The sequence below is a fragment of the Pollutimonas rozaliensis genome (assembly GCF_048751585.1).
Lineage (GTDB): Bacteria > Pseudomonadota > Gammaproteobacteria > Burkholderiales > Burkholderiaceae_B.
Map to the genome: position 1 here is coordinate 114,121 of NZ_JAZHOB010000001.1, position 25,516 is coordinate 139,636.

The 25,516-nt window shown below is 61.0% G+C and carries 22 protein-coding genes; 12 read left to right on the top strand and 10 right to left on the bottom strand.

The features are described 5' to 3' along the window. Window positions 1-460: 460 nt before the first annotated feature. Window positions 461-673 carry a DUF1127 domain-containing protein gene (locus tag V0R37_RS00495; RefSeq protein WP_420372619.1) on the bottom strand — a complete coding sequence of 71 codons (213 nt, stop codon included), beginning with the start codon at window positions 671-673 and terminating at the stop codon, window positions 461-463. A gap of 142 nt (window positions 674-815) precedes the next feature. Here V0R37_RS00495 and V0R37_RS00500 point away from each other — a divergent pair, with 142 nt between their 5' ends. Continuing rightward, window positions 816-1,541: an ArsR/SmtB family transcription factor gene (locus V0R37_RS00500; RefSeq protein WP_420372620.1), complete on the top strand. Its 726-nt coding sequence runs from the start codon at window positions 816-818 to the stop codon at window positions 1,539-1,541. A 48-nt stretch (window positions 1,542-1,589) separates the two neighbouring features. Here V0R37_RS00500 and V0R37_RS00505 read toward each other — a convergent pair whose 3' ends face one another. Next, window positions 1,590-2,357, bottom strand: a complete 768-nt coding sequence (locus V0R37_RS00505; RefSeq protein WP_420372621.1) for a sulfite exporter TauE/SafE family protein — start codon at window positions 2,355-2,357, stop codon at window positions 1,590-1,592. 140 nt (window positions 2,358-2,497) lie between these two features. On the opposite strand from V0R37_RS00505, the gene V0R37_RS00510 reads away from it, so the two are divergent. Both V0R37_RS00510 and V0R37_RS00515 read left to right on the top strand, forming a co-directional pair. Next, window positions 2,498-3,385, top strand: a complete 888-nt coding sequence (locus tag V0R37_RS00510; RefSeq protein ID WP_420372622.1) for a LysR family transcriptional regulator — start codon at window positions 2,498-2,500, stop codon at window positions 3,383-3,385. 391 nt (window positions 3,386-3,776) lie between these two features. Further along, the gene (locus tag V0R37_RS00515; protein WP_420372623.1) at window positions 3,777-4,436 is read left to right on the top strand and encodes a hypothetical protein; all 660 of its coding nucleotides are present in this window, start codon (window positions 3,777-3,779) and stop codon (window positions 4,434-4,436) included. A gap of 543 nt (window positions 4,437-4,979) precedes the next feature. Here the strand turns inward: V0R37_RS00515 and gltA are convergent. The 7 genes from gltA to V0R37_RS00550 all read right to left on the bottom strand — a co-directional run bounded on the left by gltA (window position 4,980) and on the right by V0R37_RS00550 (window position 10,746). Continuing rightward, window positions 4,980-6,284 carry a citrate synthase gene (gene gltA / locus V0R37_RS00520; protein WP_420372624.1) on the bottom strand — a complete coding sequence of 435 codons (1,305 nt, stop codon included), beginning with the start codon at window positions 6,282-6,284 and terminating at the stop codon, window positions 4,980-4,982. An 18-nt stretch (window positions 6,285-6,302) separates the two neighbouring features. Continuing rightward, window positions 6,303-6,563, bottom strand: coding sequence for an FAD assembly factor SdhE (locus tag V0R37_RS00525; protein WP_420372625.1), 261 nt, complete (start codon window positions 6,561-6,563; stop codon window positions 6,303-6,305). Window positions 6,564-6,577: 14 nt separating this feature from the next. Further along, a complete protein-coding gene (locus tag V0R37_RS00530) occupies window positions 6,578-7,294 on the bottom strand; it encodes a succinate dehydrogenase iron-sulfur subunit (protein WP_420372626.1) in 717 nt (238 codons plus the stop codon). Between the two features lie 13 nt (window positions 7,295-7,307). Then, window positions 7,308-9,083, bottom strand: a complete 1,776-nt coding sequence (gene sdhA, locus V0R37_RS00535; RefSeq protein WP_420372627.1) for a succinate dehydrogenase flavoprotein subunit — start codon at window positions 9,081-9,083, stop codon at window positions 7,308-7,310. Between the two features lie 3 nt (window positions 9,084-9,086). Continuing rightward, window positions 9,087-9,467 (bottom strand): succinate dehydrogenase, hydrophobic membrane anchor protein, encoded by a 381-nt coding sequence (sdhD, locus tag V0R37_RS00540; protein WP_420372628.1) that lies wholly within the window; start codon window positions 9,465-9,467, stop codon window positions 9,087-9,089. Next, entirely contained in the window at window positions 9,467-9,880 is a 414-nt protein-coding gene (gene sdhC / locus V0R37_RS00545) for a succinate dehydrogenase, cytochrome b556 subunit (RefSeq protein ID WP_420372629.1), read from the bottom strand. The genes sdhD and sdhC overlap by 1 nt, the downstream gene beginning before the upstream one ends. A 95-nt stretch (window positions 9,881-9,975) precedes the next feature. Next, window positions 9,976-10,746 carry a GntR family transcriptional regulator gene (locus V0R37_RS00550; RefSeq protein WP_420372630.1) on the bottom strand — a complete coding sequence of 257 codons (771 nt, stop codon included), beginning with the start codon at window positions 10,744-10,746 and terminating at the stop codon, window positions 9,976-9,978. A 322-nt stretch (window positions 10,747-11,068) separates the two neighbouring features. Here V0R37_RS00550 and V0R37_RS00555 point away from each other — a divergent pair, with 322 nt between their 5' ends. Continuing rightward, complete coding sequence (locus tag V0R37_RS00555; RefSeq protein ID WP_420372631.1) at window positions 11,069-12,058, top strand: malate dehydrogenase; 990 nt, start codon at window positions 11,069-11,071, stop codon at window positions 12,056-12,058. A 132-nt stretch (window positions 12,059-12,190) separates the two neighbouring features. Here V0R37_RS00555 and prpR read toward each other — a convergent pair whose 3' ends face one another. Next, complete coding sequence (gene prpR / locus V0R37_RS00560; RefSeq protein WP_420372632.1) at window positions 12,191-14,134, bottom strand: propionate catabolism operon regulatory protein PrpR; 1,944 nt, start codon at window positions 14,132-14,134, stop codon at window positions 12,191-12,193. A 249-nt stretch (window positions 14,135-14,383) separates the two neighbouring features. On the opposite strand from prpR, the gene prpB reads away from it, so the two are divergent. The 8 genes from prpB (at window position 14,384) to acnB (ending at window position 25,473) form a co-directional block, all read left to right on the top strand. Next, window positions 14,384-15,289 (top strand): methylisocitrate lyase, encoded by a 906-nt coding sequence (gene prpB / locus V0R37_RS00565; RefSeq protein ID WP_420372633.1) that lies wholly within the window; start codon window positions 14,384-14,386, stop codon window positions 15,287-15,289. A gap of 19 nt (window positions 15,290-15,308) precedes the next feature. After that, window positions 15,309-16,508 carry a bifunctional 2-methylcitrate synthase/citrate synthase gene (gene prpC / locus V0R37_RS00570; RefSeq protein ID WP_420372634.1) on the top strand — a complete coding sequence of 400 codons (1,200 nt, stop codon included), beginning with the start codon at window positions 15,309-15,311 and terminating at the stop codon, window positions 16,506-16,508. Window positions 16,509-16,607: 99 nt separating this feature from the next. Further along, on the top strand, window positions 16,608-19,202 hold the full coding sequence (gene acnD, locus V0R37_RS00575) for a Fe/S-dependent 2-methylisocitrate dehydratase AcnD (RefSeq protein WP_420372635.1): 2,595 nt from the start codon (window positions 16,608-16,610) through the stop codon (window positions 19,200-19,202). Between the two features lie 15 nt (window positions 19,203-19,217). Next, window positions 19,218-20,408, top strand: a complete 1,191-nt coding sequence (prpF, locus tag V0R37_RS00580) for a 2-methylaconitate cis-trans isomerase PrpF (protein WP_420372636.1) — start codon at window positions 19,218-19,220, stop codon at window positions 20,406-20,408. Between the two features lie 41 nt (window positions 20,409-20,449). Then, complete coding sequence (locus tag V0R37_RS00585) at window positions 20,450-21,892, top strand: bifunctional 2-methylcitrate dehydratase/aconitate hydratase (protein WP_420372637.1); 1,443 nt, start codon at window positions 20,450-20,452, stop codon at window positions 21,890-21,892. Window positions 21,893-22,012: 120 nt separating this feature from the next. Continuing rightward, a complete protein-coding gene (locus V0R37_RS00590) occupies window positions 22,013-22,408 on the top strand; it encodes a hypothetical protein (protein WP_420372638.1) in 396 nt (131 codons plus the stop codon). A 34-nt stretch (window positions 22,409-22,442) separates the two neighbouring features. Beyond that, window positions 22,443-22,718, top strand: a complete 276-nt coding sequence (locus V0R37_RS00595; protein WP_420372639.1) for a GNAT family N-acetyltransferase — start codon at window positions 22,443-22,445, stop codon at window positions 22,716-22,718. A gap of 169 nt (window positions 22,719-22,887) precedes the next feature. After that, window positions 22,888-25,473 (top strand): bifunctional aconitate hydratase 2/2-methylisocitrate dehydratase, encoded by a 2,586-nt coding sequence (gene acnB / locus V0R37_RS00600; protein WP_420372640.1) that lies wholly within the window; start codon window positions 22,888-22,890, stop codon window positions 25,471-25,473. Window positions 25,474-25,516: the final 43 nt, after the last annotated feature.

Below are 25,516 nucleotides of genomic sequence, written 5' to 3' on the forward strand. Positions count from 1 at the left end.
CCAGCCCGCCCACGCGGCGCGCTCAAGCTTGGCCCGGCCCAGGCCGGCCCACCACGCCTTTGCAGAAGATGATTGCAAGGCCTTCGAATAAGCACATCCGATTGAGCTCCTCTTCAAATACAGCATCATCAAACAAACGGCACCAAACAGAATCAGTTCCGAGATCGGGGTCGACACCCATCATCAGCCTTTGATGCAAAGGCGTCCTGGCGCGGGCCGGGGCCGGCGAATTCGGGAGCGTCGCGCTTCCGGCCGCTGGCGGGGAGGCAAGGCCGTGACTGTTTGAGCAACACGGGTGTTGGCAGCCCGGGGGGCTGCCAACGTTGCGAGTTTCACGGCCGCCCCGCCAGCGGCCGGAAACGCGAGTAGTCCCGGAACGGGACCGCGGACGGTGAGGAGGTCCCGGCCTGTGCCAGCACGCCTGCCTCAAGAAAAATGAGCTAGAACCATGAGCCCATGGCTAAACACGATACTCACGCGCCCTATTGAACGGAACGCGGCGAATGACGTCCCCGCGAGTCAACCCGATGTCGCGCAGCATGCGCTCGTCCATCTCTTCCAGTTGAACCTGTTGCCTGCGTTCATCCAGCCACCGCAAGCACCTCGTCCACAAAGATTTCCGCTTCCATACGAAAGGGCGTAAAAGCACATAACCGATATCGGGCTGCATCATCGCTACACTCCGGCATAAAAAATTGATACTTCCATGCCGAAAATTCTGCATCTGATAAACACCCGATTGCTACGGGCTGGGCCGTAGCATCGCCGGGCATGCCGGTGCTACGATGACCCAAGCCTTCGCACAGGAAACGCTCATGCTCAGCACCTCATCATTTGCCGAAACAGCCGCCCTGATGGGCGACCTGGCACGCGCGAACATGATGGCCGCGCTTATGGATGGGCGCGCCCTGACAGCGACCGAACTTGCGCGGGTTGCCGGAATCACACCGCAAACCGCAAGCGGACACCTGGCGCTGCTGACCGACGCCGGCCTGCTGGCTATGGAACGACAGGGCCGGCACCGTTACCACCGACTGGCCTCACCCGCCGTCGCGAGGATGATAGAAAGCATCATGTCGGTGGCCGGCGACCTTGATGGGCCCGGCCGGGCCGGACGAAAGAAGTCGGTGGTGACCGGCCCACGCGACCAGGCCTTGCGGTACGCCCGCACGTGCTATGACCACCTGGCCGGCCAAATTGCGGTGACGATGACGGACCGGATGGCCGAACGCGGCCAGATTGAATTCACCGCGGACGGCGGCGTCCTGACCGCCGACGGCATCCGATTCCTGAACGGCCTGGGCGTAGACTTGGACGCCGTACTGGCCGGCACAGGGGGCCGGGACAGCGGCAGGACGTTCTGCCGCCCCTGCCTGGACTGGAGCGAACGGCGCCCTCATATCGCGGGCGCCGTCGGAAAAGCCTTATGCCTATGCTGCTTGGACCGTGGCTGGATACGCCGCCTGGACGGCACGCGGGCGGTGGCCTTCACCCCGGCCGGACATGCAATGCTGGGGCAGGCCTTCAATATCACCGCCTAGGAAGCGCGGAATAGCCGACAAGGAAATCCGGCATCCGACACCCGGCAATCAGAAGAGCAGGCCCTTCGCCGCCAAGTAGACACCCACGATGAGCAGGCTGACCAGAAAACAGCGGCGAAAAGTGGCGGGCGGGAGCGACTGGCGCAGGCGCTGGCCAACTCCCATTCCAATCAAGGCGGGCACCAGCATGATCAGCGATGCCCCAACAGCGCCCAGCGTATAACTGTCGTTCAGCCACAAGCCGGCGGCCAGGGCCACCGTCGAAACGGTGAAGGATATGCCCATGGCCTGGATCAGCTCATCCCTGGCCAGTCCCAGCGACTGAAGGTAGGGCACGGCGGGCACCACGAACACGCCGGTCGCCGCCGTTATGAAACCGGTCAAGGCTCCGATCGCCGGACCCAGCCAGCCTTCCGTGCGCGCGGGTATGGTCAGCGGATGGCCGAACAGCGTCCAGAGGGAATAAGCGACCAGCGCCACCCCCAGCGATACGGCGGCCCAGGCGCCAGCCGGGGCACCCAGTATCATGGCGCCCGCCAGCGTCCCGGCGGCAACGCCCGCCTGCATGCCGCCTATGCGTCGCAGCATGGGCAGCAGGCTGTGAACGGGGCGCGTCTGCCAGACGTTGGTGACCAGCGAGGGAATCACCAGCAAGGCGGCCGCTTGCGCCGGAAGCATGAAGATCGAGAGCAAGGCCATCGAGATGGTGGGCAGGCCCAGGCCCACTACGCCTTTGACCAATCCTGCCAGCACGAATACCGCCACAATCAGGCCGAAGACACCCGGCGTGTAGCCGGCAAGCAGTTCAGTCAACATCAACGAGGCTCCGTGCAATAGTCAATATCCAGTACAGGCGCTATTCTGACCTCTAATCGACTTGCGGAAAATGCGGCTTTGTCTAAGCCAGGCTCAGGCTGAACCTTAGCCTGGCTGCATCGGCATGCTATGATTTTTTCATGCGCTTCGACCTGACCGATCTGCGCCTGTTTCTGAACATCCATGAAACCGGCACCATCACAAAAGGCGCCCAGCGTTCGCACATGACGCTGGCTTCGGCCAGTGAGCGCGTCAAAGGCATGGAAGAGAGCCTGGGGGTCGCCCTGCTGATCCGAGATCGGCGCGGCGTACAGCCGACGTCAGCAGGCCGCGCCTTGCTGCACCACGCCCGCGCCATGCTTCAGCAAATGGACCGCATGCGCGACGAGCTGGACCAGTACGGCAAGGGCCTGAAGGGGCATGTGCGCTTGCTGTGCAATACGGCGGCCCTAAGCGAATATCTGCCCGACATACTCAGCGATTTCCTGATCCAGAATCCGCAGATATCCATCGATCTCGAAGAGAAAATGAGCTATGACATCGCGGATGCGATACGCGTGGGCATCGCAGATATGGGAATCGTGGCGGACTCGGTGGATCTTCAAGGCCTGGAAACGCATGTTTTTCGCCCTGACCCGCTAGTCTTGATCGTGGCCAGAGACCATGAGCTGGCGCAACGCAAGTCCATAATCCTGGCCGAGTTGGCCGGCTATGATTTCGTGGGCCTGACGGAAGGCAGCGCTCTGCAGGATCACATCGCGCACCATGCCCGCCGCTCGGGCAAACAGCTGGGCTACCGGATACGCTTGCGCAGCATCGATGCGGTCTGCCGGATGGTGGGCCAGGGGGTGGGCATCGCGGTGGTACCCCGAGCGGCGGCTGTGCGCTGTGCGAAGCCGGCCCGCATCAAGCACATTGCATTGGCGGATGCCTGGGCATCCCGGGACCTGATGCTTTGCGTGCGTTCGGCGGATGAGCTGCCGGTGTATGTGCGGCAGATGATGGCGTTCATTCTGGCGGCGAAATAGTTGCCTGTAGTTCTTGCCGGCGATCTTGCTGTCGGGCGTGATGGAGACTCTCATAACGTCACCGTCGGTCTTGTTTCTTCTGACGCCGTGGTGGGCTGGCCTGGACCGGGCTGGCGAATCTGAGAACGTTGCAACCCGAAACTGGGGCACGAGTTTTGGAGCTATTAATAACTCAACTTCCGACTCAGATCTCAGGTAGGAGCCTTTCTATTTCTCGATATCCTTCGGGCAACAGTTTCGGGGCGAACCTTAAGCACGCCACATAGTGCGCTGCTGTTGGAGTAACATTCCGCAAGCGACTAAGGTGAACACTGTGCCGTTAAAAATGGGTACAGAGATACTGACTAACTAACCCATCATCAGAACGAGTTAGAAATTCATAGGAGGCATCATGTTGTACGTGCTCAGCTTCTTCGGCTTGATCTTCATTCTCTTACTTGCCCGAGGATTGCTCGCGGGTACTCGTAAAAAAAAGGAAATGCAGGATGCCGCGTGTGCCGATTACATGAGATTTAAGGATGACATTAAGGCTTGGTTTGCAAACCATGAAGACACAAACTTGAGGCATAAAGCCGATGCCGCTATGCGCGCGATAAATCAAAGCATTAAAACTATTAAATTTACTCGCGCCTCAGATGTAAAGACGGCTAAGCAAGCTGCTCTGTATACGTACGCAAAAGAGATTAATGCTCTTTACAACGTTGATGTTGTACACGATTTAACACTACCAGCGGACATTGGCGATCCCATTTTTCGAGATGCAATAGATGCGCATAACCAACAAACACAGAATGAAGCCCCCTCTTCAACCAGTATGAAAACTACCGCCAATCCCCTGTACAGCCAAAACCCAACTGCATGCCCTAGATGTAACCACTCACCCGTCGCTGAAATACTATATGGCTTCCCCAATTTTGAGGACGAGAGTTTAAAAATGGCTGTTAATGAAGGGCGGGTGGCCTTGGGAGGTTGCGTTATGGGAGAGGCTCAACCCACATGGAAATGTAGCAACTGCGGTCTAGACATATTTCGCAGTCCAGCATCATCTTAAAAGAAACACATCACCTCTCCGATGTAAGCCCGTAGACATAGAGGTGAAGATTGCCTTTCCAGGGAGGAAGTGTTCACACCATTACATGCCTCCTACGCCCACATCAAGCCGCAGAGCTGCAAATAAGAAATCATAGCGCCGCCATGAATACCTGCCGCAAAGGCGGGATGGCGGGGGCCGGGGCTGGCGAATTCGGGAGCGTCGCGTTTCCGTCCGCTGGCGGGGAGGCAAGGCCGTGACTGCCCGAGCAACAAGGGTGTTGGCAGCCCGGGGGGCTGCCAACGTTGCGAGTTTCACGGCCGCCCCGCCAGCGGCTGGAAACGCGAGTAGTCCCGGAACGGGACCGCGGACGGGGAGCAGGCCCTGGCCCCCGCCATCCCGCCTGCTCAAGAACCAATCAAGCATCCGACCCAGGACACCAGTTCAACAAGCGCGATCTTAAGCCTGCCCTCAATGTCGATAAAACTATCGACAGTCAAAAATCGCCAGGCCAAAAAAAACGGGACGCTAAAGAGCGCCCCGTTTTCTACCGCCAAACAGCCATTAACGCTTGGCCGGCACGTCGCGGGTTTGCGAACCCGTGTACAACTGGCGCGGACGACCGATCTTGTAATCAGGATCGGACAGCATTTCGCTCCATTGCGCTATCCAGCCCACCGTGCGGGCCAAGGCGAAGATGGCCGTGAACAGCGACGTCGGGATGCCTATGGCGCGCTGGACGATACCCGAATAGAAGTCCACGTTCGGGTACAGCTTGCGCTCGACGAAGTACGGGTCCTCAAGCGCAATGCGCTCCAATTCCATGGCCAGCTTGAACAGCGGATCGTTTTCCAGGCCCAGCGCCGACAAGACTTCCTTGCAGGTTTCCTGCATCAGTTTGGCGCGGGGATCGTAGTTCTTGTAGACGCGATGGCCGAAGCCCATCAGGCGTACGCCCGAATTCTTGTCCTTGACCTTTTCCATGAACTCGCCGACCTTGGCCACGCCGCCATTGGCTTGCAGCTCTTCCAGCATTTGCAGGCACGCCTCGTTGGCGCCGCCGTGCGCCGGACCCCACAGGCAGCCTACGCCGGCGGCGATGGCCGCGAAAGGATTGGTGCCCGACGAACCGCAAAGGCGAACCGTCGACGTCGACGCATTTTGCTCGTGATCGGCATGCAGGATGAAAATACGGTCCAGCGCGCGTTCCACCACATCGTTGACCTTGTAGTCTTCGCAAGGCGTGGCGAACATCATGCGCAGGAAGTTGCCGGTGTAAGACAGGTCGTTCTGCGGATAAATGAAAGGCTGGCCCAGCGAATGCTTGTATGCCATCGCCACCAGCGTAGGCATTTTGGCGATCAGGCGGATGGCCGACACGTGGCGGTGATGCGGATTGGTGATGTCGGTGGAGTCGTGATAGAAAGCGGACAGCGCGCCCACCAATCCGGTCAGCACGGCCATGGGATGCGCATCGCGGCGAAAGCCTTGCAGGAAGATGCGCATTTGCTCATGAACCATGGTGTGGTTGGTCACGAGCGAATCGAACTCCGCCTTCTGGGGGCTGTCGGGCAAATCGCCATTCAGGATCAAATAGCAGATGTCCAGGAAATCGCAGTTTTGCGCAAGCTGGTCGATAGGATAGCCGCGATACAGCAACTGGCCTTTGTCGCCGTCGATGTAAGTGATGCCCGATTCGCACGACGCCGTCGACAAGAAGCCGGGGTCGTACGTGAACATGCCGCTTTGGCCGTACAGTTTGCGAATATCGATGACATCAGGGCCAACAGTTCCCTGGTACACAGGAAATTCTATTGGAGCGCTGCCGTCGGAAAACGATAGCGTAGCTTTCTTGTCTGACAATTGCATCACAATCTTCCTTAAAAATTACAGCTCTTGCATTTGCGCGACCAGTCTGCGGATATCGGACGTATCGTATACGCCCGAAAGCTCTGTTCTGGCCAGCAGTACGTCAAGCAATTCGTTATCGCCCATCTCGAACAGCAAGGTCAAGGCGGAAACATCGGTGTCGGTTAAATCGGCTTCGTAGTGATCTAAAAATCGAGTGATGATCAGGTCATTTTCCAACAGGCCCCGACGCGCCCGCCATCGCAGGCGGGCACGCTCCAGTTCTGACAACTTTCTCATCGGTGACACATAACCTATATGGTGCGGCGAACCAGGAGTTCCTTGATCTTGCCGATCGCATGCGACGGATTGAGCCCCTTGGGACAGACGTCGGCGCAGTTCATGATGGTATGGCAGCGGAACAGGCGATACGGATCTTCCAGGTTGTCCAGGCGCTCGCCGGTGGCTTCGTCGCGGCTATCGACGATGAAGCGGTAGGCTTGCAGCAGGCCGGCGGGGCCCACGAACTTGTCGGGATTCCACCAGAACGAAGGACACGCCGTTGAGCAGCATGCGCAAAGAATGCACTCGTACAAACCATCGAGTTCTTCGCGCGCCTCCGGGCTTTGCAGGCGTTCTTTCTCGGGCGGCGGCTGGTCGTTGATCAGGAAGGGCTTGATCGAATGATACTGATTGAAGAAGTGCGTCATGTCGACGATAAGGTCGCGCACGACGGGCAGTCCGGGCAGCGGCTTGAGCACGATGGGCTCTTTGAGCTCCAGCAGGTTGGTCGTGCATGCCAGGCCGTTCTTGCCGTTGATGTTCATGGCATCGGAGCCGCAGACGCCCTCGCGGCAGGAGCGGCGCAATGCCAGGCTGTCGTCCACGTCGTTCTTGATGCGGATGATGGCATCGAGCAGCATCTTGTCGGTGGGCTGCAGCTCGACCTCGAGCTTCTGCATGTAAGGACGCTCGTCCTTGTCGGGATCGTAGCGGTAGATTTCAAATTTGACGATACGTTTTTGGCTCATTTCGATATCCTGCTTAGAAGGTCCGCGACTTGGGCGGGAAGCTGTCCACGGTAAGCGGCTTCATTGTCACCGGCTTGTATTCGAGACGGCTGCCTTCGGAGAACCACAATGTATGACGCAGCCAGTTTTCGTCGTCGCGCTCGGGGTGGTCGCTAAGCGCATGCGCGCCGCGGCTTTCGGTGCGATTGGCGGCCGACTTGGTCGTTGCGCGGGCCACTTCGATCATGTTGGACACTTCCAGCGCTTCGATGCGGGCCGTGTTGAAGACCTTGGACTTGTCCTTGAAGTAGATATTGTCCACTTGCTGGGCAATGCCTTCGATGGACTCCACGCCCTTTTGCAAAAGGTCGAGCGTGCGGAACACGCCGCAATGATGCTGCATGGAAGCGCGCATGGAGTTGGCGACGTCCTGGACTTTTTCGCCCGAGGTGCGCGATTCGATCTTGTTGACGCGATCCAGCGAATAGTCGATGGCCGATTCCGGAATGTCCTGATGGGCATGCTGGCGCTCGGGATGCGACTGCACGATGTGATTGCCCGCCGAGCGGCCGAACACGATCAGGTCCAGCAGCGAGTTCGTGCCCAGGCGGTTGGCGCCGTGCACCGAGGTGGCGGCGCATTCGCCGATGGCGTACAAGCCATTCACGGGCGTGGTTGCGCCGTTGGCTACGCTGACCACCTGGCCATAGATGTTGGTGGGGATGCCGCCCATCTGGTAGTGGATGGTCGGCACGACCGGGATCGGATCCTTGATGGGATCGACGTTGGCGAATTTGATGGCGATTTCGCGGATGGAAGGCAGGCGCTTCTGGATGGTTTCCGCACCCAGGTGATCGAGCTTGAGCACCACGTAGCTGCCGTCGCCGCAACCGCGGCCTTCCTTGATTTCCTGGTCCATGGAACGCGATACGAAGTCGCGCGGGGCCAGGTCCTTGAGCGTGGGCGCATAGCGCTCCATGAAGCGCTCGCCGTCTTTATTCAGCAGGATGCCGCCTTCGCCGCGCACGCCTTCGGTGATCAGCACGCCCGCGCCGGCCACGCCGGTGGGGTGGAACTGCCAGAATTCGAGATCCTGCAGCGGCAGGCCGGCGCGGGCAGCCATGCCCAGGCCGTCGCCGGTGTTGATGAAGGCGTTGGTGGAGGCTGCCCAGATGCGGCCAGCGCCGCCGGTGGCCAGCACGGTCTGCTTGGCTTCCAGCACGTAGATTTCGCCGGTTTCCATTTCCAGCGCGGTCACGCCCAGCACGTCGCCGGCTTCGTTGCGCAGCAGGTCCAGGGCCATCCATTCGACGAAGAACTGGGTGCGCGCGGCCACATTGCGCTGGTACAGCGTGTGCAGCATGGCGTGACCGGTGCGGTCAGCCGCCGCACAGGCGCGCTGCACGGGCTTCTCGCCGAAGTTGGCGGTGTGCCCGCCGAACGGGCGCTGGTAAATGGTGCCGTCGGGATTGCGGTCGAAAGGCATGCCGAAGTGCTCAAGCTCGTAGACGGCATTGGGCGCTTCGCGGCACATGAACTCGATGGCGTCCTGGTCGCCGAGCCAGTCGGAACCCTTGACGGTATCGTACATATGCCAGTACCAGTTGTCCTCGCTCATGTTGCCCAGCGACGCGCTGACGCCCCCTTGGGCCGCTACCGTATGCGAACGGGTGGGAAACACTTTGGACAAGACTGCGACCGATAAGCCAGCTTGAGCCAGTTGCAAGGAGCAACGCATGCCGGCCCCGCCGGCGCCTACGACCACCACATCAAACTGGCGGCGCGGTAAGGAATTTTTGACAGCAGCCACGGCTTATAAACTCCAGAGAATTTTTGCAAAAAAGACGATAGCGCCCACCAGCCACAAGATGGTCAGCACTTGCAGGAACAAGCGCAGGCCGGCCGATCGGACGTAGTCCATCCAGATATCGCGCACGCCTATCCAGGCATGCCAGGCGACCGACAGAAAAGCCAGGGTGGCCAGCAATTGTCCCGCCGGGATGCCGATGAAGGTGAACGTGAACAGATTGCGCCAGTTTTCGAAATTCATTTCGGGGGTGAAAAGAATGCCGAGAAAAAGCACGATGGTGTATACCGCCATGATGACGGCCGTGACACGCTGCGCGATGAAATCGATGGTGCCGTAATGAGCGCCGACGACCAGGCGCTTTGTACCGAGAAGTTCTTGAGCCATTACCACACCCCAAACAGTTTAAGACCGCAAACCAGGGTCAGCGCCAGGCTGACGCCGAACACCACGCCCGCCGTCTTCTGGGCGGTATGCTTGTCGTTGCCGATATGCAGGTCCAGGACCAGGTAGCGTATGCCTGCGCAGAAATGATGCAGGAAGCCCCATATGAGGGCCAGCAGAACCAGCTTGCACAGCGGATTCGCAACCCAGGCCTGTATGCTCGCAAAGCTTTCCGCCGATGTGACGCTAAGCGCGAACAGCGGCAGGATGACAATCGGGATACAGAGAAACAATAAAGCGCCGCTGACGCGGTGCAGGATTGACGATTTCCCTGCCAGGGGCAGGCGGTAGCTTAGTATCTGCGGTACGCTAAGGTTGCGAAACTGCGGACGCGGCTTTGAAGCTGAATCGGACATGATGGCCTCGAGTTAAACAAAATAATTTATTGCAAAGCGCTACAGGCATTTTCGCCGATTTAAGGTAGAGGTATCAAATCGGCGGAAAACCCCTGCTAATTCAAACTGTTTTTATAGTGGAACCGCTCTGTCACATATAAACCCCTGCGAACTTCCATGGGCCGGTCGCCGTAGGTATATGACACGCGTTCCACCTGAAGCAAGGAACTGGCCGGCTCGACCCGCAGCAACCGCGCCTGATCCGCAGTGGCCGAGACGGCTTTGATTTTTTCTTCCGCCCGAACCATGCTGACGCCGAACTCGGACTCGAACAAGGCATACAGGGGGCCGCGGTAACGGGCCAGCGATTCGGCCGTCAAGCCGCGAAACACAGCTCCAGGCAACCAGATGTCGTCCAGAATGGTGGGAGCCTGGTCGAACGAAAGCAGACGGCGCATATTGACCACGATTTCGCCGCTGCGCAAATCGAGCAATGAAGAGATGTCGGCGGGCGCCTTGACCCTTCTGCAATCCAGAATCTGGCTTCCGGACACGGGCTGCTTGCCGTCATCGGAAGTCAGCCGCAAGAACCTGAAGCGGACTTTGGCCTCGTGGTGCGTTGCCACGAATGTACCCTTGCCCTGGCGTCGAAGCAATAGGTTTTCCGACGCGAGCTCGTCGATGGCCTTGCGCACCGTGCCCTGGCTGACCTGAAAACGCGCCGCCAGCTCCAGCTCGCTGGGAATGGCCTCGCCCGGCTTCCATTCGCCGCGATCAAGGCTTTGCAGCAGCAAGCCCTTGATCTGCTGATACAACGGACTGAACGCCGCGCTGCTGGCAGAGCGATCAGGCACATTGCCGCGATCTGTTAAGGGCGAATCAGACATGACGCTTAGGATGGAGTACCGTGACGGACAGAATTAAGGATGGGAAAAGAATTTCCGACGCCCGCCATTTTCGCATGCTTGGCGCTTTCTGTCTAACACTCTTCTGTCTTATATAAGATATAAGACAATTGACCAAGAGCTGAAAATTGGCTACTCTATTGCGCCATGTCCGCGCGCATGCGGTTCCCATTTTGCCAAAGACGCGCAGCCCGCATCAGGCGCCGCTTTTTCAACCCGCGCCGGGTTAAAGAAAGCCGCCAAAAGAATTACACTGTCCGTTGTCTCTTCTTACCCATTCCTACCATCTACCGGGAGATTGTTCATGTCCAAACCCGCCATGCGTGTCGCCGTCACCGGCGCAGCCGGCCAGATCGGCTATGCCTTGCTGTTTCGCATCGCCTCGGGCGAAATGCTCGGCAAAGACCAGCCGGTCATTCTGCAACTGCTGGAAATCCCAGACGAGAAAGCCCAAAAGGCGCTGAAAGGCGTCATGATGGAACTGGACGACTGCGCTTTCCCCCTGCTGGCCGGCATGACCGCGCATAGCGATGCCCGCGAAGCCTTCAAGGATGTCGACGTTGCCCTGCTGGTGGGCGCGCGCCCCCGCGGCCCCGGCATGGAACGCAAGGACTTGCTGCAAGTCAATGCCCAGATCTTCACCGCCCAGGGCAAAGCCCTGAACGACGTCGCCAGCCGCAACGTCAAAGTGCTGGTCGTCGGCAACCCCGCCAACACCAACGCCTACATCGCCATGAAGTCGGCGCCCGATCTGCCCGCCAAGAACTTCACGGCCATGCTGCGCCTGGATCACAACCGCGCCTTGTCGCAGCTGTCCGCCAAATCGGGCAAGCCTGTTGCCGATATCGAAAAGCTGATCGTGTGGGGCAATCACTCGCCCACCATGTATCCCGACACCCGCTTTGCCACCGTTGGCGGCCAAAGCCTGGATACCCTGATCAACGACCAGGCCTGGAACCGCGACACCTTCATCCCCACCGTGGGCAAGCGCGGCGCAGCCATCATCGAAGCGCGCGGCCTGTCGTCCGCGGCCTCGGCCGCCAACGCCGCCATCGACCATGTGCGCGACTGGGTGCTGGGCTCGAACGGCAAATGGGTCACGATGGGCGTCCCGTCGGACGGCTCCTACGGCATTCCCAAGGACATCATCTACGGCGTGCCCGTCACGACGGTCAATGGCGAATACACCCGTGTCGAAGGCCTGGAAATCGACGCCTTCTCGCGCGAGCGCATGGACTTCACCTTGAAGGAACTGCTTGAAGAGCGCGACGGTGTGCAAGACCTGCTGAAATAAGCAGCCTTGCGGCAGCGGCCGGCGGCATGCCCGCCGCCGCTCCGGATAAGCTCTGCGCCGTTTTGAACCGCGCCCCAAAGACCGGACAGCGAAAGTCCGCTTTTTGGGGTGTTTTTCATGGCGCTTTTTTGTTTATGCCTCCAGGTCCGCGATTTTCAGCTTGCGCCAAAGCGTGCTGCGGCTGATGCCCAGCTTTTCCGCCGCCAGGCCGCGATTGCCCGCGCATTGCTCCAGTGCCGCGCGTATACGCTCGCGCTCGATGGATAGCCGGCTGGCGGGCAGCGAGTCCGCGACCGTCTCGATGCCTTCCGCAAAAAGCTCGGGCGCAATTTCTTTCAAGGCTTCCCGCCCAATACCCTCGCCCACGTTCCGCAGCCCGCGAAACACCATGGTCCGCTCGATAAGGTTCTCCAGCTCGCGGATATTGCCTGGCCAGCGATAACCCCGCGACGCCTCCACAATCGCCCGGATCAAGCCCTCATCGGCAAGCGCTCTGTTGTTCAGGCGAAGGGCGATTTTCTCGGCCAGATGCCGGGCCAGCAAGGACAGGTCGCCCTCGCGCTCCCTAAGGGGCGGAAGGTGCACCAGCAGGATATTCAGCCTGTAGTACAGGTCTTGCCGAAACTCGCCGCTGCGAACCTGCTGTCCCAGGTCCCGATGGGTTGCCGCAATGACACGCAGATCGACCGGTGTGGGTTGCGTCGCGCCGATGCGCAACACCTCTTTTTCCTGAAGCACGCGCAACAGGCGCGTCTGCAGCGACAGCGGCATTTCTCCGATCTCGTCCAGAAAGATCGTTCCCGTATGGGCCGCCTCGAACAAGCCCACCTTGCCTCCACGGCTGGAACCCGTGAATGCGCCCTCCACATAACCGAAGAGCTCGCTTTCCAGCAGGGTATCGGGAAAGGCCGCGCAGTTGATGGCCACGAAAGGCTGCGCCTGGCGCGGGCTGGCGTTGTGTATGCCCTGCGCCAGCAATTCTTTTCCGGTGCCGCTTTCGCCCACGATAAGCACTGTGGCGCTGCTCTGCGCGCAAGTCAGGGCGCGATCCCGGACCTGCTGCAGCGCCCGGCTTTCGCCGATAAGATTGGCCAGTCCATATTTGGCGTTGCGCGCCACAGGCTGGCTTCGGGAGCGCAAGCTGCGGTCCAGCCGTTGAATCGCTATGGGGTCCTGGCAGACAAGGACCGCGCCCGTATGCCTGCCCTGCTCCATGATCGCCATGCGCGTCACCACGACGGTCTTGCCGTTCACTTGCTGGACTTGCTCCAGCTCAGCCTCTCCGGTGCGCAAGGTATTGGCCAGGCTCAGCTCGCTTTGCAACGTACTCAGGCGCCGTCCCAGGGCGAGCTCCGCGGGTACGCCGATAAAGGCCTCCATGGAGGGATTAAGGATTTCAATGCGCTCGTCCAGATCGACGGCGACCACGCCGTCCTTCAACTGCCCAAGTATGGTATTGAGCTTTTCGCGCCTGGCGACCTCCAGCCGGGCGACGCGGGCCACTTCGATGGCATCTTCCATGGCTTCGCGCACAGCGCCCTGCGAATACAGCAAAATGCCCTCCACGCCATAGGATCGCGCCAGATCCACCACAAGGCCCGGCGCAATGATGGATTCGACACCCATCGCCACCAGTTCCTGCACACAGGCCTCGGCTTCTTCCTCGGTGGAGTATGACCGCAGCTCCACCCGCAGCGAAAAGCGTTCGTTGAACTGTGCCAGCTCGGCCGGAACACTTCCGTAGGCAACCAGCGCAATGCGGCGGGACTTGCCCGATGCCCTGGCCAGACCGCGCATGACATCGAAACCGCCGGGCTTGACCATCACGACCGGAAGATCCAGATGCTCCCGCAGAAAGCCGCCGTTGGATCCCGCCGATACGACGGCATCGACGCCGCCCGACTGGCGCATTGCGGCAATGCGTTCAACCGCCTGCGAATAGGCCTTGTCCAGTATGATGATTTCCGCCAAAGGACTATAGACGGGAGCCAGCTCTTCCAGAAGGGCGCGCAATCCATGAAATCCCACGGCGACAATGCGCAGCCGGGAGCCGGTCAAAGGAGTAAAAAGTGCCATCGCGCAGATTGTTTCAAAATGGTCGGAACAAATGAAACACTATTGTTTCACATATGACACACCGCGCCAAGCGCCAGGCCTGCCACAATGCCAAGGCAAACATAAATATTGCTTCACCGGCGGGGCTTGGGGGGCCGCAACTGGAATCCGCAAGCGCTAAAAATAATTGGCACAACTATTGCTTATGATTGCCGGATAAGTATTCTTCGATGGCCCAGCCATCGTTTTTCACCACACAGAGAGGTGCCGATGTCCAACGCAACCCCCCAACCCACTTCAGCCGGCGCGCGGTTTCGCGAGGCCCTGCGACAAGAACAACCCTTGCAGATCATAGGCGCCATCAACGCCAACCATGCCCTTCTTGCCAAACGCGCGGGGTACAAGGCCATCTATCTTTCCGGCGGCGGCGTCGCGGCCGGGTCGCTGGGTTTGCCGGACCTGGGCATCAACACGCTGGACGACGTCCTGACCGATATCCGCCGGATCACCGACGTATGCGACGTTCCATTGCTGGTGGACATCGATACCGGCTTCGGACCGTCAGCCTTCAATATCGCGCGCACGGTGAAAAGCCTGATCAAGTTCGGCGCGGCGGCCTGCCACATCGAAGACCAGGTCGGAGCCAAGCGCTGCGGTCATCGCCCCGGCAAGGAAATCGTCGGCACCCAGGAAATGGCCGACCGCGTCAAGGCCGCTGTCGATGCGCGCACCGACAGCAATTTCTTCATCATTGCCCGCACCGACGCCATCGCCGTGGACGGCGTGGATGCCGCGCTTGAGCGCGCGCAAGCCTGCGTTGAATCCGGCGCCGATGCGATTTTCGCCGAGGCCTCCTACGACCTGGCCACCTACGAGCGCTTCACCAAGGCATTGAATGTGCCGGTGCTGGCCAACATTACCGAGTTCGGCCAGACGCCTTTGTTCACCGTGGATGAACTGAAATCGGTGGGCGTCGGCATGGTACTGTATCCGTTATCCGCGTTTCGGGCGATGAACAAAGCCGCTGAGACGGTCTACGCGGCCATACGGCGCGACGGCCACCAGAAAAATGTCATCGACCTGATGCAGACGCGCGAAGAACTGTATGACCGCATCGGGTATCACGAATTCGAGTCCCGCCTCGATGCGCTGTTTCAACAAGGCAAATCAAAATAACCTTTCAAGGAATTGAGACATGGCCACAGCCCAATCAAAAAGCAAGCAAACCGCAAATAAGCAAGCCGCGACCAAACAACCAGCGGCCGCGCCCAAGCCCAAGAAATCCGTTGCCTTGTCCGGCGTCGTGGCGGGCAACACCGCCTTGTGCACGGTGGGCCGCAGCGGCAATGACCTGCACTACCGCGGCTACGACATCCTGGATATCGCCGAAACCTGCGAATTCGAGGAAGTCGCCCATCTGCTGGTCCACGGCAAGCTGCCCAACAAGGCCGAACTGGCCGCCTACAAGGAAAAGCTGCGCAGCCTGCGCGGCCTGCCGGCGCAATTGCAGACAGCCCTTGAAGCCCTGCCCGCGGCCAGCCACCCCATGGATGTGATGCGCACCGCGGTTTCCGTGCTGGGCTGCATCCTGCCCGAAAAAGACGATCACAATCTGCCCGACGCCCGCGACATCGCGGACCGCCTGATGGCCAACCTGGGTTCCGCCCTGCTGTACTGGTACCACTTCAGCCATAACGGGCACTACATCGACGTGCAGACCGACGACGACAGCATAGGCGGGCACTTCCTGCACCTGCTGCACGGCAGGAAGCCCAGCGACGATTGGGTGCGCGCCATGCACACCTCGCTCATCCTTTACGCCGAGCATGAATTCAATGCCTCCACCTTCGCCAGCCGCGTCATAGCGGGTACGGGATCGGACATGTATTCGGCGATAGCCGGCGGCATCGGCGCCCTGCGCGGGCCCAAGCACGGCGGCGCCAACGAGGTGGCCTTCGAAGTCCAGAAGCGCTACGAAACCCCCGATGAAGCCGAGGCCGACATCCGCCGGCGCGTCGAGAACAAGGAAGTCATCATCGGCTTCGGCCACCCCGTCTACACGGTTTCCGATCCCCGCAACCAGGTCATCAAGGAAGTCGCCCGCAAGCTGTCCAAGAAACAGGGCAACACCAAGATGTTCGACATCGCCGAGCGCCTGGAGACCGCCATGTGGGACATCAAGAAAATGTTCCCCAACCTGGACTGGTTCTCCGCCGTGTCCTACCACATGATGGGCGTGCCCACCGCCATGTTCACGCCCCTGTTCGTCATTGCGCGCACGGCGGGCTGGTCGGCGCACATCATCGAGCAGCGCGTCGACAACAAGATCATCCGTCCCACCGCCAACTACGTCGGCCCGGAAGACCGGAAGTTCGTTCCCGTCGGCAAACGCTAAGCCGGCGCTCAAGGGGCCGCCAAGGCGGCCCCTTGCCTGCTCCCGCTGCTTTCCGCAGCCCGCCGCATTCCCGATCATCATCCCGCTTTTTCGGACGCCATGAACACTGCAAACCGCAAACCCCTGCCCGGCACCCGGCTGGACTACTTCGACGCGCGCGCGGCGGTCGACGCCATCCAGCCCGGCGCTTACGCCACGCTGCCTTATACCTCGCGCGTATTCGCCGAGAATCTCGTGCGCCGCTGCGATCCCGCCACCTTGACCGCCTCGCTCAAGCAGCTTATCGAACGCAAGCGCGACCTGGACTTCCCCTGGTTTCCGGCTCGCGTCGTCTGTCACGACATTCTGGGCCAGACCGCCCTGGTCGACCTGGCCGGACTGCGCGAAGCGATCGCGGCAAAAGGAGGCGATCCTTCGCAGGTCAATCCCGTGGTGCCGACCCAATTGATCGTCGACCATTCGCTGGCCGTCGAGCATGCGGGCTTCGAAAAGGACGCGTTCCAGAAGAACCGCGCGATCGAGGACCGCCGCAACGACGACCGCTTCCATTTCATCAACTGGACCAAGAAGGCGTTCAAGAACATCGACGTGATCCCGCCCGGCAACGGCATCATGCACCAGATCAACCTCGAGCGCATGTCTCCGGTGGTGCATGTCCGCGACGGCGTGGCCTTCCCCGATACGCTGGTGGGCACCGACAGCCACACGCCGCATGTCGACGCGCTGGGAGTGATCGCCATCGGCGTGGGCGGCCTGGAAGCGGAAAGCGTGATGCTGGGCCGCGCATCATGGATGCGCCTGCCCGACATCATCGGCGTCGAACTGACCGGCCAGTTGCGGCCGGGTTCCACCGCCACCGATCTGGTGCTGGCGATGACCGAATTCCTGCGCAAGGAAAAGGTGGTGTCGTCCTACCTGGAGTTCTACGGCGAAGGCGCCTCCCGCCTGACGCTGGGCGACCGCGCCACCATCTCGAACATGACGCCCGAGTACGGCGCCACGGCGGCCATGTTCTATATCGACCAGCAAACCATCGACTACCTGACACTGACCGGCCGCGACGACGAGCAGGTCAAGCTGGTGGAAACCTATGCCCGGCACACCGGACTTTGGGCCGACAGCCTGAAGACTGCCGAATACGAACGCGTGCTGAAATTCGACCTGTCGACCGTGGTGCGCAACATCGCCGGTCCGTCCAACCCCCATCGCCGGGTGCCGACGTCGGAACTGGCCGCAAGGGGAATCTCCGGCAAGGTCGAGAACGAGCCCGGTCTGATGCCGGACGGCGCGGTGATCATTGCCGCCATCACCAGTTGCACCAACACCAGTAATCCGCGCAATGTGATCGCCGCCGGTTTGCTGGCACGCAACGCCAATGCGCGCGGCCTGACCCGCAAGCCTTGGGTCAAAACCTCGCTGGCGCCGGGCTCCAAGGCGGTGCAGCTCTACCTGGAAGACGCCAAGCTGCTGTCCGAGCTGGAACAGCTTGGCTTCGGCATTGTCGGCTTTGCCTGCACCACCTGTAACGGCATGAGCGGCGCGCTGGATCCCGCCATCCAGAAAGAGGTGGTCGACCGCGATCTGTATGCCACCGCGGTGCTGTCGGGCAACCGCAATTTCGATGGCCGCATCCACCCCTATGCCAAGCAGGCCTTCCTGGCCTCGCCCCCGCTGGTGGTCGCCTACGCCATCGCCGGCACCATCCGCTTCGATATCGAGAAAGACGTGCTGGGCGTGGACAAGGATGGCCATCCCGTGACTCTGAAGGACATCTGGCCGACCGACCAGGAAATCGACGCCATCGTCGCCGCCAGCGTAAAGCCCGAGCAATTCCGGGTCGTCTACGAACCCATGTTCGCCGCCAGCGCCGATGCGGGCGAACGGCTCAGTCCCTTGTACGACTGGCGCCCGCAAAGCACCTACATCCGCTGCCCGCCCTATTGGGAGGGCGCGCTGGCCGGCGAACGTACGCTCAAAGGCATGCGCCCGCTGGCCGTGCTGGGCGACAACATCACCACCGACCACCTGTCGCCGTCGAACGCCATCATGGCCAACAGCGCCGCCGGCGAGTACTTGGCCAAGATGGGCCTGCCCGAAGAAGACTTCAATTCCTACGCCACGCACCGCGGCGATCACCTGACAGCCCAGCGCGCCACCTTCGCCAATCCCAAGCTGCTGAACGAAATGGTGACGGAGAACGGACAGGTCAAGCAGGGATCGCTGGCCCGCGTGGAGCCCGAGGGCAAGGTCACTCGCATGTGGGAGGCCATCGAAACGTATATGGAACGCAAGCAGCCGCTGATCATCGTGGCCGGCGCCGACTACGGCCAGGGTTCCTCGCGCGATTGGGCCGCCAAGGGCGTGCGCCTGGCCGGCGTGGAAGCCATCGTCGCCGAGGGCTTCGAACGCATCCACCGCACCAATCTTGTGGGCATGGGCGTGCTGCCGCTGGAGTTCAAGCCGGGCGTGAACCGGCACACCTTGAATATCGACGGCACCGAAACCTTCGATGTCCAGGGCGCATGCACTCCGCTGGCCACGCTGATGCTGGTCATCCACCGCAAGAACGGCGAGCGCATCCAGGTGCCGGTTACCTGCCGCCTGGATACGGCGGAAGAAGTATCGATCTACGAGGCAGGCGGCGTGCTGCAACGCTTCGCCCAGGACTTCATCGAATCGGCGGCGGCTGTTTAAGCAAGGAGACACCCCATGACACACGCAGCCCAGATCAAAGTGCCGGCTACCTATATGCGCGGCGGCACCAGTAAAGGCGTGTTCTTCCGCCTGCAAGACCTTCCCCAGGCCGCGCAGGCGCCCGGTGCGGCGCGCGACGCCCTGCTGCTGCGGGTGATAGGCAGTCCCGATCCCTATGGCAAGCACACCGACGGCATGGGCGGCGCCACCTCCAGCACCAGCAAGACGGTCATCCTGTCCAAAAGCGGCAGGCCCGATCACGACGTCGACTATCTGTTCGGCCAGGTATCCATCGACAAGCCGTTTATCGACTGGAGCGGCAACTGCGGCAATCTCTCGGCCGCCGTGGGGCCTTTCGCCATCGCCAACGGACTGGTCGATGCCGACCGAGTTCCACGGGACGGCGTGGCGGTCGTGCGCATCTGGCAGGCGAATATCGGCAAGACCATCGTCGCGCATGTGCCCATCACCCAGGGCCAGGTGCAGGAAACCGGCGACTTCGAACTGGACGGCGTTACCTTCCCCGCCGCCGAGGTAAGGCTTGAGTTCATGGACCCCGCCGCCGAGGAAGACGGCGCGGGCGGCTCGATGTTCCCGACCGGCGCACTGGTCGACGACCTGGACGTGCCCGGCGTCGGAACGCTGAAAGCCACTCTTATCAATGCTGGCATACCCACCATCTTCGTCAACGCCCGGGATATCGGCTACACCGGCACCGAATTGCAGGAAGCCATCAACGGCGACAGCAAGGCTTTGGCGATGCTTGAAGCCATACGCGCGCACGGCGCCCTGCGCATGGGCCTGATCGAGCATATCGATGAAGCCGCCAAACGCCAGCACACGCCCAAGGTGGCTTTCGTGGCTGAACCCGCCGATTACGTCTCGTCCAGCGGCAAGCCCATCGCCTCCGGCGACATCGACGTGCTGGTGCGGGCCGTATCCATGGGCAAGCTGCACCATGCCATGATGGGTACGGCGGCCGTCGCCATCGCCACGGCCGCGGCAGTGCCGGGCACCTTGGTGAACCTGGCGGCTGGCGGCGGCGTACGCAACGCAGTATGCTTTGGACATCCCTCCGGCACCTTGCGGGTGGGAGCGGAAGCCAGCCGGAAAGGCCAGGAATGGACGGTGACCAAGGCCATCATGAGCCGCAGCGCCAGGGTCCTGATGGAAGGCTGGGTCCGCGTACCCGGCGACGCACTCTAGGTTCCAGGGGCAGGCGCCGCTCAACCGGAGGCCACCCCAGCATGAAACCCAGCCAGCGTCCCGAATGGGACAAAGTCCTGACCGATATCGTCGACTACGTCCGCGACTATCCTGTCGACTCCGAGCTTGCGTATGAAACCGCCCGCCTGTGCCTGCTCGACACGCTGGGCTGCGGGCTGGAAGCCCTTGAATATCCGGCCTGCACCAAGCTGCTGGGTCCCATCGCGCCGGGCACGATCGTGCCCAATGGCGCCCGGGTGCCGGGCACGCAATTCCAGCTTGATCCCGTCCAGGCCGCCTTCAATATCGGCGCCATGATCCGCTGGCTGGATTTCAACGATACCTGGCTGGCGGCGGAATGGGGCCACCCCTCCGATAACCTGGGCGGCATCCTGGCATGCGCCGACTGGCTCTCGCGCAGCGCCGTGGCGGCCGGCAAGCCCGCGCTTACCATGCGCGCCGTACTGACGGCCATGATCAAGGCACACGAGATCCAGGGCTGCATAGCGCTGGAAAACTCCTTCAACAAGGTGGGACTGGATCACGTCGTGCTGGTCAAGGTTGCGTCGACCGCCGTGATTTCCCAACTGCTGGGACTGAGCCGCGATGAGACCCTAAACGCGGTGTCGCTGGCCTGGGTGGACGGCCAAAGCCTGCGCACCTATCGGCATGCGCCCAATACAGGCAGCCGCAAGAGCTGGGCTGCGGGCGATGCGACCAGCCGGGGCCTGCGGCTGGCGCTCATGGCCGGAACCGGCGAGATGGGCTATCCCTCGGCGCTGACCGCCAAGACCTGGGGCTTTTACGACGTGCTGTTCAAGGGACGGGAATTCAAGTTCCAGCGTCCCTACGGCAGCTACGTCATGGAGAACATACTGTTCAAGATATCGTATCCGGCCGAATTCCATGCCCAGACAGCGGTGGAATGCGCGATGAAAATTCACGGCGCGCTGGCGGCCGCGGACAAGACCGAAGGCGACATCAAGAGCATCACCATACGCACGCATGAAGCCTGCATACGCATCATCGACAAGAAGGGTCCGCTGAACAACCCGGCGGACCGCGATCACTGCATTCAGTACATGGTGGCCGTGCCCCTTATCTTCGGACGGCTCACCGCCGCCGACTACGAAGACGCCGTGGCCTCGGACCCGCGTATCGACGCCTTGCGCGACAAGATCACCTGTGTGGAAGACCCCGGGTTCACGGCCGATTACCACGATCCCGAAAAGCGCTCTATCGCCAACGCGCTGACCGTGACATTCCACGACGGCAGCGCGCTGGACGAGGTCGTGTGCGAATTCCCCATCGGCCACAGGCTGCGCCGCAACGAAGGCATTCCTTTGCTGATGGACAAATTCCAGACAAACCTGACGCGCCGCTTCCCGCCCCGGCAGCAGCGGCAAATTCTTGATGCCTCGCTGGACAGCAAAACGCTGGAAGCCATGCCTGTACACGAATACGTGGACTTATATACGATCTGACGGAAATCATTGTGCCAGTATGATTAAATGGCACGGATCCGCTCTTCCATTGCGCCACGCGCCCCTTGCGCATCATCCAGGGGCTTTTTTAGTTAATTCCGGCTGTTCCGGCCCATTGATATGTTCGAGACCTTTGCGTTCTATGCCCTGCCCTTCACCTTCACCCTGCTTGTCGCCTGCCTGCTGACCTGCGTGGTGTGCGGCGTGTTTCTTTTCCTGTTCCGCATTCGCGTTACCAATCAGGCTCTGCGCCATCCCTACCTGGACAAGCAATCGTGGGAACGCTATCCCTTGTCCATACGCGCCGCCATCTTGCTGGATTATTTTTTGCGCATCAGCTTTCCGAAATCCAATTTCTGGATCGTCGGACAGGCCAACCGCCTGCTGTCCCATGTTCAGCCCGATGAGCTTTCCACCCGCCTGAAGTGGCCGCTGATCGGATTCTGGGGCGGCTGCCTTGTGGGCCTGATCGCCTTGCTGGTGCTCTGGGCGCTGATCCTGCTTACAATGGTCTGACGACCTTCCAGCACCCAAAGGAGCTTTACCGCTTATGAGCCGAGCAGTCCAACACAATCTTGCCCAACAGCGTTTCGAATGGATCGAAGACGGCATGCTGAGCGTGCTGGACTACCAGCTCCAGAATGGCGTCATGGCCATTACGCACACCGGCGTGCCCGAGGCCGTGGGCGGGCGCGGCATTGCCGCCGACCTGGCCAAAGCGGCGCTCGACACCGCCCGGGAACAAGGCTGGAGCGTTCGCCCCCTGTGCTCCTACGTTGCGGCGTATATAAGGCGCCATAAACAATACGAAGACCTCGTGGCCTGAAAAACCGGGGGCCGTTTTTAAGCGCCCCCAAAGTTTTTTGACCGTAAAGCCACAGATGTCGTTCTTATGTCTTATATAAGATATAAGACATTTGCCTCCGGACCGGCTTCCTTCTACAATCGAAGGCATAGAGCCATTCCTACAAACCTCGACCCAAAGGGCATGCATCATGCTGGAATCATATCGTCAACACGTTGCCGAACGCGCCGCGTCGGGCATTCCTCCTCTTCCTCTTTCGGCGCAGCAGACAGCCGAGCTGATCGAGCTGATCAAAGCCCCGCCCGCTGGTGAAGAAAGCTTCCTGCTCGACCTGCTCACGCACCGCGTGCCGGCCGGCGTGGACGACGCCGCCAAGGTTAAAGCGTCCTACCTGGCCGCCGTTGCCCTGGGCAAGGAAACCTGTGCCCTGATCGACCGCAAGCGCGCCACCGAACTGCTGGGCACCATGCTGGGCGGCTACAACATCAGCCCCCTGGTCGAATTGCTGGACAACGCGGAACTGGGCGCGGTCGCCGCCGAAGCGCTCAAGAAAACACTGCTGGTGTTCGACGCCTTCCACGACATCAAGGACAAGGCCGACAAGGGCAACGCCAATGCGCGCGCCATCCTGCAAAGCTGGGCCGACGCCGAATGGTTCACCAGCCGTCCCGAAGTGCCCGAAAGCCTGACCCTGACGGTGTTCAAGGTCACCGGCGAAACCAATACCGACGATCTGTCGCCGGCGCCCGACGCCTGGAGCCGCCCCGATATCCCCCTGCATGCCCTGGCCATGCTCAAGAACCCGCGCGAAGGCATACAGCCCGATGAAGCCGGCAAGATCGGCCCCATCAAATTCATCGAAAGCCTGAAGCAAAAAGGCCATCTGGTCGCCTATGTGGGCGATGTGGTCGGCACGGGCTCCTCGCGCAAGTCCGCCACCAACTCGGTGCTCTGGCATACCGGCGAAGACATCCCCTTCGTGCCGAACAAACGTTTCGGCGGCGTTTGCCTGGGCAACAAGATCGCCCCCATTTTCTACAACACCATGGAAGATGCCGGCGCGCTGCCCATCGAACTGGATGTGTCCAAGATGAACATGGGCGATGTCATCGAACTGCGCCCCTACGAGGGCCGGGCCTTGAAGAATGGCGAAGTCATCGCCGAATTCAAGGTCAAGTCCGACGTGCTGTTCGACGAAGCGCGCGCCGGCGGCCGCATTCCTCTGATCATCGGCCGCGGCCTGACGGCAAAAGCCCGCGAGGCCCTGGGCCTGGCGCCCTCGACCTTGTTCCGCCTGCCGCAAAACCCGGCCGATACCGGCAAGGGCTACACGCTGGCCCAGAAGATGGTCGGCCGCGCCTGCGGCCTGCCCGAAGGCAAGGGCGTGCGCGCCGGCACCTACTGCGAACCCCGGATGACCTCGGTCGGCAGCCAGGACACCACCGGCCCCATGACCCGCGACGAACTCAAGGATCTGGCCTGCCTGGGCTTCTCGGCCGACTTGGTCATGCAGTCCTTCTGCCATACCGCCGCCTATCCCAAGCCCGTCGACGTCAAGACCCATCACGAGCTGCCAGCCTTCATCAGCACGCGCGGCGGCGTATCGCTGCGCCCCGGCGACGGCATCATCCACTCGTGGTTGAACCGCATGCTCCTGCCCGACACCGTCGGCACAGGCGGCGACTCGCACACGCGCTTCCCCATCGGCATCAGCTTCCCCGCCGGCTCCGGACTGGTGGCCTTCGCGGCCGCGACCGGCGTCATGCCGCTGGACATGCCCGAATCGGTCCTGGTGCGCTTCAAGGGCAAAATGCAGCCTGGCGTCACCCTGCGCGACCTGGTCAGCGCCATTCCGCTCTATGCCATCAAGCAGGGCCTGCTGACCGTGGCCAAGCAAGGCAAGAAAAATATTTTCTCGGGCCGCATCCTTGAAATCGAAGGCTTGCCCGACCTGAAGGTCGAACAGGCGTTCGAGCTCTCCGACGCATCGGCCGAACGCTCCGCCGCAGGCTGCAGCGTGCGCCTGAACAAAGAGCCCATCATCGAATACATCAACAGCAACATCACCTTGCTGAAGTGGATGATCGCCAACGGCTACGAAGACGAACGCACCCTGGGCCGCCGCATCAAGGCCATGGAGGCCTGGCTGGCCAACCCGCAATTGCTCGAACCCGACGCCGATGCGGAATACGCCGCGGTCATCGAGATCGACCTGGCCGATATCCATGAGCCCATCGTCGCCTGCCCCAACGATCCGGATGATGTGAAAACGCTGTCCGATGTTTCGGGCACCGTCATCGATGAAGTGTTCATCGGCAGCTGCATGACCAATATCGGCCACTTCCGCGCCGCCTCCAAGCTGCTGGAAGGCAAGCGCGACATGCCCTCCAAGCTATGGGTCGCTCCGCCTACCAAGATGGACCAGAAGCAGCTTACCGAGGAAGGCCATTACGGTGTGCTGGGCAGCGCGGGCGCGCGCATGGAAATGCCCGGCTGCTCGCTGTGCATGGGCAACCAGGCCCAGGTGCGCGAAGGCGCGACGGTCATGTCGACCAGCACACGCAACTTCCCGAACCGCCTGGGCAAGAACTCCAATGTGTTCCTGGGTTCCGCCGAGCTGGCCGCCATCTGCTCGCGCCTGGGCCGTATCCCGACCCGTGCCGAATATATGGAAGCCGTGGGCGTGCTGGACGCAAACAGCAGCGAGATCTACCGCTACATGAACTTTGACCAGATCGAGGATTTCAAGGAAATCGCCGACTCGGTCAGCGTATAAGGCGGCGTCAGCCCCTGTAGTCCAGGCCCCCGACGCCGCATGT

Coding starts and splice junctions, on each gene's coding strand:
- V0R37_RS00495 (WP_420372619.1), bottom strand. CDS start 673: ATGATGCAGCCCGATATCGGTTATGTGCTTTTACGCCCTTTCGTATGG.
- V0R37_RS00500 (WP_420372620.1), top strand. CDS start 816: ATGCTCAGCACCTCATCATTTGCCGAAACAGCCGCCCTGATGGGCGAC.
- V0R37_RS00505 (WP_420372621.1), bottom strand. CDS start 2,357: ATGTTGACTGAACTGCTTGCCGGCTACACGCCGGGTGTCTTCGGCCTG.
- V0R37_RS00510 (WP_420372622.1), top strand. CDS start 2,498: ATGCGCTTCGACCTGACCGATCTGCGCCTGTTTCTGAACATCCATGAA.
- V0R37_RS00515 (WP_420372623.1), top strand. CDS start 3,777: ATGTTGTACGTGCTCAGCTTCTTCGGCTTGATCTTCATTCTCTTACTT.
- gltA (WP_420372624.1), bottom strand. CDS start 6,284: ATGCAATTGTCAGACAAGAAAGCTACGCTATCGTTTTCCGACGGCAGC.
- V0R37_RS00525 (WP_420372625.1), bottom strand. CDS start 6,563: ATGAGAAAGTTGTCAGAACTGGAGCGTGCCCGCCTGCGATGGCGGGCG.
- V0R37_RS00530 (WP_420372626.1), bottom strand. CDS start 7,294: ATGAGCCAAAAACGTATCGTCAAATTTGAAATCTACCGCTACGATCCC.
- sdhD (WP_420372628.1), bottom strand. CDS start 9,467: ATGGCTCAAGAACTTCTCGGTACAAAGCGCCTGGTCGTCGGCGCTCAT.
- sdhC (WP_420372629.1), bottom strand. CDS start 9,880: ATGTCCGATTCAGCTTCAAAGCCGCGTCCGCAGTTTCGCAACCTTAGC.
- V0R37_RS00550 (WP_420372630.1), bottom strand. CDS start 10,746: ATGTCTGATTCGCCCTTAACAGATCGCGGCAATGTGCCTGATCGCTCT.
- V0R37_RS00555 (WP_420372631.1), top strand. CDS start 11,069: ATGTCCAAACCCGCCATGCGTGTCGCCGTCACCGGCGCAGCCGGCCAG.
- prpR (WP_420372632.1), bottom strand. CDS start 14,134: ATGGCACTTTTTACTCCTTTGACCGGCTCCCGGCTGCGCATTGTCGCC.
- prpB (WP_420372633.1), top strand. CDS start 14,384: ATGTCCAACGCAACCCCCCAACCCACTTCAGCCGGCGCGCGGTTTCGC.
- prpC (WP_420372634.1), top strand. CDS start 15,309: ATGGCCACAGCCCAATCAAAAAGCAAGCAAACCGCAAATAAGCAAGCC.
- acnD (WP_420372635.1), top strand. CDS start 16,608: ATGAACACTGCAAACCGCAAACCCCTGCCCGGCACCCGGCTGGACTAC.
- prpF (WP_420372636.1), top strand. CDS start 19,218: ATGACACACGCAGCCCAGATCAAAGTGCCGGCTACCTATATGCGCGGC.
- V0R37_RS00585 (WP_420372637.1), top strand. CDS start 20,450: ATGAAACCCAGCCAGCGTCCCGAATGGGACAAAGTCCTGACCGATATC.
- V0R37_RS00590 (WP_420372638.1), top strand. CDS start 22,013: ATGTTCGAGACCTTTGCGTTCTATGCCCTGCCCTTCACCTTCACCCTG.
- V0R37_RS00595 (WP_420372639.1), top strand. CDS start 22,443: ATGAGCCGAGCAGTCCAACACAATCTTGCCCAACAGCGTTTCGAATGG.
- acnB (WP_420372640.1), top strand. CDS start 22,888: ATGCTGGAATCATATCGTCAACACGTTGCCGAACGCGCCGCGTCGGGC.